Below are 7,847 nucleotides of genomic sequence, written 5' to 3'. Positions count from 1 at the left end.
TCGATCCCACTCCGCATTCGTCAGATCTCCGCGTCCCATGGAGTCAGCCTGCCCCCAACACCCCACCCACGGAGAGAGATCCGAGAAACAGCGCCTAGGGCACCTTCGACATCTCGACGGGGGAAACATGATGACCGAGGCGGCCATAAAGCCAAGAAACAGACGGGATGAAGGGGGCAGACGCCGCCTGTGGGCGCTCGTCCTGTCCCTGCTGTCTGTCTCCGCGCTCGCCATGAACCTGGGCACCGCGCCGACGGCACACGCCCAGTATCCGGGCCCGAATCCGCCGCAGGCACCCGCGGACTGCGCAAAACCGTGGGTGATCCTGTCCGCGTACGGCACGGGCGAGTCCACTGACGACGGGCACCCCAACGGCACCGTAGGCGTCAACAGCACGTACATCACGGTCCTGAAGAACTCGCTTTCCAAGGCCGGCGTCACAGCCGACGACATCACCGTGCGGAATCTGTACTACCCGGCGTCCGCGGTCGACTTGCCCGGGGCCTACGGCCCTGACGACTACTGGACCTCGATGGGTAAAGGCCGGGACAAACTCGTTGAGGAGATCGCGTTCTACGCTTCCTGCTCGACGCGCCCCACGCTGATCCTGCTCGGCTATTCGCAGGGCGCGCAGGTGATCAAGAACGCCATCGCGCAGGAATCGATCAAGGGGAACACAACCAACTCCGACGAGGTCGGCGCCATCGTCAACATAGGTGACGCCTCACGCTACAACGGCCAGATCGGAATGGCGCAGGACGGGCAGATGCTCACCCTCAACCCCGATTACTCGGACGGTGAGGCCGATGTGACGCGCGGCGGGCTGCTGCAACGGCTGGCCGTACCCGCCGTGTTCGCGGGTTTCCTCGGCGACGGACGATACTTCGACGTGTGCAGGACCGACGACGCGGTCTGCAACGAGCAGGCGACGCCGGACACGGACGAGTGGAGGGACCGCTGGCTGGGGGACTTCGCCGACAGCGCGATCGGGAGCAACGCACCCCATGTGATGTACCGGAACAACGGCTTGGACCAGAGCCCCGAGGACAAGGTGAAGGCCAGTGCCGTGGCGGCCCAGGTCGCCGACCGGGCGGTCAGCGCGGCAGTGGCCCAGCGCAACGTCGTACATCCGCCACCAGACACCCCCGAGCACGTGTGGGCCACCAACGTCAATGTCCGCGCCGAGGCGACGACGGAGTCCGGCATTGTCACCGTGATCCCGGCGCCGACCACCGTGTACGTGCGGTGTCAAAAGCACGGGCAGTCGGTGACCTACGGCGGCATCACCAACGACGCCTGGTCGTATTTGCCACAGCAACAGGGGTGGATCAGCAACATCTTCCTGTCCGGACCGGCCTGGATGCCGGGCGTGCCGGAGTGCCACTGAGGTGTGAACCGGAACGGCCGGTCCCCGCCGCGACGTACGCGGCGGGGACCGGTGCCTTGATGTGCCCCTCGGCCACGCTCGGGATGACGGCCTGACCACACCAGTCACGCAATTGGCGGACGCCGCTGCCCAGGCGCAAAGCGGTGAGGACGTGCCGTGACGGCCTCAGCCGCGTACTGCACGGACGGCACCTGCACCTCTGTGCCGTTCGCAGCGGCGCGGCAGACGCCCCTCAGGGACGTGAGGGCGGGCGTGACGACGAGGCGATGGATCACCGGCGGCAAGAGCCGGGCCCCGAGACGGCGAACGCCGGGCGGCGGACGGAGGTGGAATGAGTCGATCCGCCAGCAGAGGCGGGGCGCTTCGGCCAAGCCGGTAAGACTCGGCGAGGGCGACGCCTCCGCCTGCCGTTGCACAGAGAATCCGGCACACTGGACCGTATGGAACAGACAGACCAGCGGCTCGGTCAACGGCTGGAGAGGGCCATCATGAGCCTGCTCGAGCGCCGTGTCGGCACCGCGTCGATCTGTCCGTCCGACGCCGCGCGCGAGGTCTACGACGGTGAGGACGACGGCTGGCGGGCCCTGATGGAACCGGCCCGCCGCGCGGCATGACGCCTGGTGGACCACGGCGAGGTCGAGGTGACTCAGGGCGGCCAGACCGTCGCGGAAACGCAGACCCGCGACCCGTCCGTATTCGCCGCGCACGCCGGTAGGACCGGACGGCACCTGCCGGGAGATCTTCTCCCGGCCTCAGCGGCGTCACCGGTATCGCCCCTCACGTCATCCTGCTCCACCTCTCCGGTCGTGGAGCGGGCCGGAGTGTGTCCTGCCCGCTTCAGCGGTGAGCGCCGCGTCCCCACCGTGCTCCGGTCAGCGATCGGCTTCAGACGTGGGCAAGCCGGAACTCGAGCATTGCAGGCGTCACGTCACGGCCCCCCGCCCGAGCCGGGCCAACCGAGCGCCGGCGCGCTGTTAGGGGGTGAAGACCTCGTCGAGCCGGTCGATGGCGCCGTCGGCACCCAGGTGGTAGGTGAAGACGAGCCCCGAGTTCGGGTGCGCCTCCAGCCAGTCGAGGAACTCCTGAACGCCGATGTGCTGGTTCTCTGTGCTCTCCACGATGGGGTTGGTCACGGTGACGTAAGCGGCCTGGTCCATCGGGATGAACGTCTCCTTGCCGACCGTCTCGAACGGCGCGCCGTCGGAGTCGGGTGACCCGCAGCCCCAGTTGCCGTACTTGACGATCAGGCTGAGGGACCCGCCTTCGGGGGTGTAGCGGTAGACCGCGACTTCGTCGGGGGAGATCGGCATCTTGTGGTCACAGCCGTCGCCGTCGGTGCCGCCCGCAGGGGAGACGGTGGCAACGGGAGACTTGGAAGCGGCCGGGACCACTCCGGGGGACTTGGCGGTGCTGATCGATCCCGCAGACGCTGTGGCGACCGGCGTTTTGCTCACCGCGCTGGTGGCCGTCTCCTTGCCGCCGGTGGCCGCCGCTTTCGTCGGGTTGGTGCCACCGCCCGAACCCGTCGCCTCCTCCTTGCCGTTGCATCCGGTCAGGAGCAACGCACCGGCCACGCAGGCTCCCAGTACGGCCGCCCCGACCACCATCGGTCTGCGCCGGTTCTTCTTCGACGTCACGTTCATGCTGTGTCCCCCCGTTGTCCGAGTTCTTGGTGTGCCTCGACGGCTCGCCGCAAAGGACGACTTTCGGCCGCCGTCAGTTGCACGTCCGCGTCGGTTCTTCACGCATCACCGCTCGTGCAGCAGACGTCGGCGTATGCCGCATGTCGCCTTCACGTCTGGTCTTGGCCAGTTTTCGACTGCTGACCCTAGCGTGACGACGCGGTCCTGCGTCACGCGCCCGCGGCTTCGGTGTCTGAACAGCCGGAGCAGACCGCACAGTGATCGCCCGGACGGAAAACCAGCCACCGCAAAGCGATCCAGTGCCGGCGCAGCCGCGGTGGCGAGGGGTGCCAGCTAGCTGCGGCCGTGCGAGCGCAGTCCCGCGGTCCAGGCTCGTGGTGTCGCCGGGCATGCTGTGCGCAGCCTCACGGGCGCGTGTTCCTCCGGTTGTTTCGGCGCTGATTCCACCAGCGGCCTCCACGGGGGCACCACGAATGATGGTCTTGCTGGTCCGCATCGCGAGGCTCATCATGATGTGACCCAAGTACGGTGGCGGTGTGAGGAGTTGAAGAGATGTGGTTCTCTCACGGCAGGTCGGACGACTCCCCCGGTGACGCGCCCGTCGAGCTGGTGTCTGCCGTACGGGCACTCCGCGCACAGATCACCGAGGCGGCCGCATCCGACCCCGACTCGGACGTTCGCTTCAAGGTGGGCCCGATCCAGTTGGAGTTCACTGTTTCGTTGACCCGTGATCGGACGGCCAAGGGCGGGGTCAAGGCGTGGGTAGTCACGGCCGACGCGGAGCACAAGCGGTCCACGGCGCGGACCCATCGCGTGACGCTCAACCTCACCCCCGTGTCGGCGGCCACCGGCGAGAGCCCCGAGATCCGTAACACCGAGTCCGGCCATCGCATCGTCCGATGACCGCTGCCGTCCGCCACCCCAGCCGCTCCCACCTGGTCGCCATCACCACGAAGGACGACCAGGTGCGCGGCAGCGGATACCTCCTCAACAGCCGCGTGGTCGTGACGGCGGGCCACGTGGTCGAGGACCTCCCGGCCGAGGACCTTCGTGTCTGCCGACTGCAAACCCTGCGCGCGACGGCTGCCGAAGTCTTGCGCATTGACAAGGACATCGCCGTACTTCTCACCGTCGAGGATCTGGCACTGCCCGGTGAGCTGGCACCCGTGGCGTTGCGCGAGCTGGCACCCGACGCGCGCTTCGATGACTGCTCTGCCCTGGGTCTGCCGGCGGTGATGACCCGGATGGCTGCCGGCGTCGCCCCGCTGGAGGCCTCGTTCCGCGTGGCACCCAACAGCGCAGACAAACACGGCTACCTCTCCCTCGAGCTTGCCGGACACCCGCCGGCGGGCCCCGAACCGTGGAGCGGCATGTCGGGTGCACCGGTGTTCCACGCGGGCCGGTGGCTGATCGGCGTCGTCGTGCGCGACTCGTCGGGCTGGAACCATTCCCGGCTCGAGGCCAGCCCGATCGGTGCCGTATTCGAGGGGGCTCCGCTCGCTGATGCGCTGTTCCGCGTCCCGCCCTCACCGCCGGTCACCGAGTCGGACGCCCGCGACGCCGCGTTCCTGGACACGTACCGCAGGGAGGCGATCCGTCGCTACGGGCACATCGAGCTGTTCGGGCTCGGTCTCCAGGGCCATCTCACGGACGACATCAGCATCGACCACGCGTACGTGAGTCTGCGTGCGGGCGTCCCTTCGCGACGCCTGTCGTCGACGGCCGAGCAGACCAGACCCGTCGAGCCCCTGATCGCGAAGAACACGCGGCTCCTGCTGCGGGGTAGTCCGGGGGCCGGGAAGTCCACGCTGCTCGAGTGGCTCGCCGTCTCCATGGCGCGCGGCTCGTGCAAGGGCGAACTCGAACCGTTCAACGACCGGATCCCCGTCTTGCTGCGCCTGCGGGACATGTACGCGCCGAGATGGAAGCGGATCGAGGGACTTGACGGAGTTCCGCCGCAGCCTGGGCAGTTCCTCGACTTCAGCGGGATGGCGACCGACTCGGTTCCACCGGACGGGTGGATTCGCCGGATGCTCGAGCGAGAGCGGGTGCTCCTGCTCATCGACGGTCTCGACGAGGTCCTGGAGAGTCACCGGGACGGCGTGCTTCGCTGGATCAGCGATCTCCTGCGGGACTCCCCCGCTCTGCATGTCATCGTCACGGGGCGCCCGGAGGCACTGCATCATTGGTCCCCGCCTGCCAGGCTCGGTTTCGTGGAGCTCAAACTCGTTGAGCTCGACGCCGACCAGCGGGCGGAGCTCATCCACAAGTGGCACCAGGCGGCGATCCTCGGGGTGCGCTCGTCGCGGCTCGGCGAGGAGGAGCGGGACCGGCGGATCGCCCGTCTCTCGGCCTACGAATTCTCTCTGACCCGTCACATCAACACGTCGCCGGATCTCTCTGCGCTCGCCGCGACCCCGCTGCTTTGCGCGGTACTGTGCAAACTCCACGAGGTCCACGGCACCCGGCTTCCGCGGTTCCGGCAGGAGCTGTACGCGCGGACAGTCGACATGATGCTCGGCCTGCGCGACGCGGATCGTGAGGTGCCCGAGCCGCTGCCCGGCCTGGACATCGATCAACGCCGGGCGGTTCTCTCCTGGATCGCCGGATACTTGACTGCGGAGGGCGAACGGGAAATCACCCTGACGCGCTTCGACGAGAAGGTGCAGAGCCGACTGTCCAGCCTGGGACGGGAACCTGGTTCCCACACCCCTGGCGAGATCCGCAAAGCACTGCACGAGCGGAGCGGGCTTCTCGTCGCCCCGGCCGAGGACACCCTGCGCTTCAGCCATCGCACCTTTCAGGACTACCTCGCGGCCACAGATCTGGTTGCCCAGCGCTCCTTCGGGCAACTGGCCGGCCACGCCGGGGACGAGATGTGGGACGACGTCCTGCGCTTCGCCATGAGCCAGTGCAATCTTGCCGACACCCGCGAGTTCGTCGCCCAGCTGCGGCGCAAGGCACGGATGGTGACCAACCGGAGGCAGCGCGCGCGAATGCGCATGGCCGCGGCATCATGCATTCCCTACGCGGTACAGATGGACGAGGAGGACCGCCGGTCCCTGATCTCGGGAGTCGCCAAGACCTTCCGGGCCGCGGCGAAGGAAGAAAACAAGGCACTCACCACGAGCCCGGAGAAGCCTCTTGCGCAACCCACCGGGTCGGAGGACGACGGTCTTCCACACGAGATCGACCACTACGTCTCCGTCGGGCCCGACCTGCTTTCGGCGCTGCAACGTGATTTCGACTGGCAGGACATGGACCTCTGTCGCAGCGCAGCCCAGTTGGCCGGCAGGCTGGGCGGCTCCGAGGCTCTCGCCTTCCTTTCCCAGATGCCCTTCGAGCAGCGGAAGAAGCTCGCCTCTGTACTCGTCGGCATCTGGGAGAGCTGCCCGGGTCAGGAATACGCCGATGCCGTACTCGCCGGCCTGGACGTCCCCCGGCTGTGGGCCGACTCACCCGAGCAACTCGGACACGCGCACGTCCTGTGCTCGGTTGACGGGCTGACAGTGCGACGGGCCATGCCTCTCGCGGAGATCGTCTCCTTCGCCAACAGGCACCGGACCAGCCTGCTGAACTGGACCCCCACCGGTCTCAAGGGCACCGAATCCTTCGACCTTCTCCGCGAGGCACACGGGCTGACCAGCCTGCTTCTTGGAATTGCCCCGACCACGAGTGACCCTCTGTTCATTGCCTCCATGATTCTCATGCCCCATCGGCAGTACGAAGAGTTCCGGTTCACCCTGCCCGCCCTGCCCGGGGTGAGGGATCTGGCGCTCGCATCCCTGCCCCGCGACTGGCAGGCGCATGTTGCCGACTGGACGAGCCTGGCCCAGATCTGGCTCACCGGCTCCGCGGTGGAAGGTATCGAGTCGCTCCGCGACCTGCCGGCCCTGACGCAGTTGTCCGTCTCGTGCACGGCGCAGCAGTTCACCATGCCCTCACGCCTCTGCCACGGCGGCGTGAGCCACCTCGGCCTCATGCTCCACGGGGACTACGGAGGGTTGAGGCGCGATGAGATCGACCTGACGAGCCTGCCGACCTCCTTTCCGGCCCTGCGCCGCCTCACGCTCGGGATCACGGGGCCCCACTGGGAAGCCGATCTGGGGGGCCTCGAGCGCATGCCGGACCTCCGGATACAGCTGCTGGGCGTGCCGCGGAACCATCCCGGCATCCACGGCGCCGAAAACTTCCCCAGGGAACGGATCAAGTGGGGCTGAGGCCCTGCTGTCGGACATGATGCAGCGCGAAGCACGAAGGCGCACTGGGACCACCTGCCGCAGCGCGTGAGCGCGCGCAACTCCCGGCACACGGCGAGGCAGTCCAGCGCGCGTAACGGACCGCAGCGCCGACCGGCACACGCCCGGGCGGGGGCCTCGATCGCCCCCAGAGGAGGAAAGCGCAGTCGCTGCGCCCGGAGACCAGGTCCGGCACGTCGGGGCGACCGCACACCCCGTGCCGAAGACGGGCCGGCGTCGCGCCCGCTCGGCACGCCTGGACTCCCGCCTGGAGGGAAGTTGAGGGAGTCGATTGTCTGGGCAAGGTGGTCGGCATGACAGACGTCGAGGAGCGGGACGCTGCGCGGACGCCGGCCGCACAGGGCCGGAACGTGACGTCGGCGGCGGACCGCACGCCCTGGAAACGGGCTGGAAACGGTTCGTAGTGGTCGTGAAGGATCTCTCGTGGACCTGGGCGGCCGAGCAGGACCGGCTGACGCTGGATCGGCTGACGGCCTACGACGCATCTGCTCCAGCGGGCCATTCCCGTGGTCCTTCCTCCCCCACACCCGCTCACCGTCCAACGGCGCCCACCACGCC

4 protein-coding genes and 1 pseudogene are annotated in these 7,847 nt (G+C 68.1%); 4 read left to right on the top strand and 1 reads right to left on the bottom strand.

What is annotated here, in order from left to right; genetic code table 11:
* Positions 1–127 precede the first annotated feature (127 nt).
* Positions 128–1,387 (top strand): cutinase family protein, encoded by a 1,260-nt coding sequence (locus tag IF54_RS40575; RefSeq protein WP_159002206.1) that lies wholly within the window; start codon positions 128–130, stop codon positions 1,385–1,387.
* Positions 1,388–1,827: 440 nt separating this feature from the next.
* Positions 1,828–2,102: pseudogene (locus tag IF54_RS43540) on the top strand (DUF3253 domain-containing protein).
* A 259-nt stretch (positions 2,103–2,361) separates the two neighbouring features.
* Here the strand turns inward: IF54_RS43540 and IF54_RS0125935 are convergent.
* Positions 2,362–3,030, bottom strand: a complete 669-nt coding sequence (locus IF54_RS0125935) for a hypothetical protein (RefSeq protein ID WP_234439060.1) — start codon at positions 3,028–3,030, stop codon at positions 2,362–2,364.
* 552 nt (positions 3,031–3,582) lie between these two features.
* Between IF54_RS0125935 and IF54_RS0125930 the strand changes: the two genes are divergently transcribed.
* Positions 3,583–3,933: a trypco2 family protein gene (locus tag IF54_RS0125930; RefSeq protein WP_030322739.1), complete on the top strand. Its 351-nt coding sequence runs from the start codon at positions 3,583–3,585 to the stop codon at positions 3,931–3,933.
* Positions 3,930–7,250 carry a serine protease gene (locus IF54_RS0125925; RefSeq protein WP_030322738.1) on the top strand — a complete coding sequence of 1,107 codons (3,321 nt, stop codon included), beginning with the start codon at positions 3,930–3,932 and terminating at the stop codon, positions 7,248–7,250. The genes IF54_RS0125930 and IF54_RS0125925 overlap by 4 nt, the downstream gene beginning before the upstream one ends.
* Positions 7,251–7,847 lie beyond the last annotated feature (597 nt).

The sequence above is a fragment of the Streptomyces sp. NRRL B-3229 genome (assembly GCF_000719505.1).
GTDB classification, from domain to species: Bacteria; Actinomycetota; Actinomycetes; order Streptomycetales; family Streptomycetaceae; genus Streptomyces; species Streptomyces griseorubiginosus.
The sequence above is the reverse complement of the archived record's forward strand: the minus strand, read 5'-3'. Positions and strand labels throughout refer to the sequence as shown.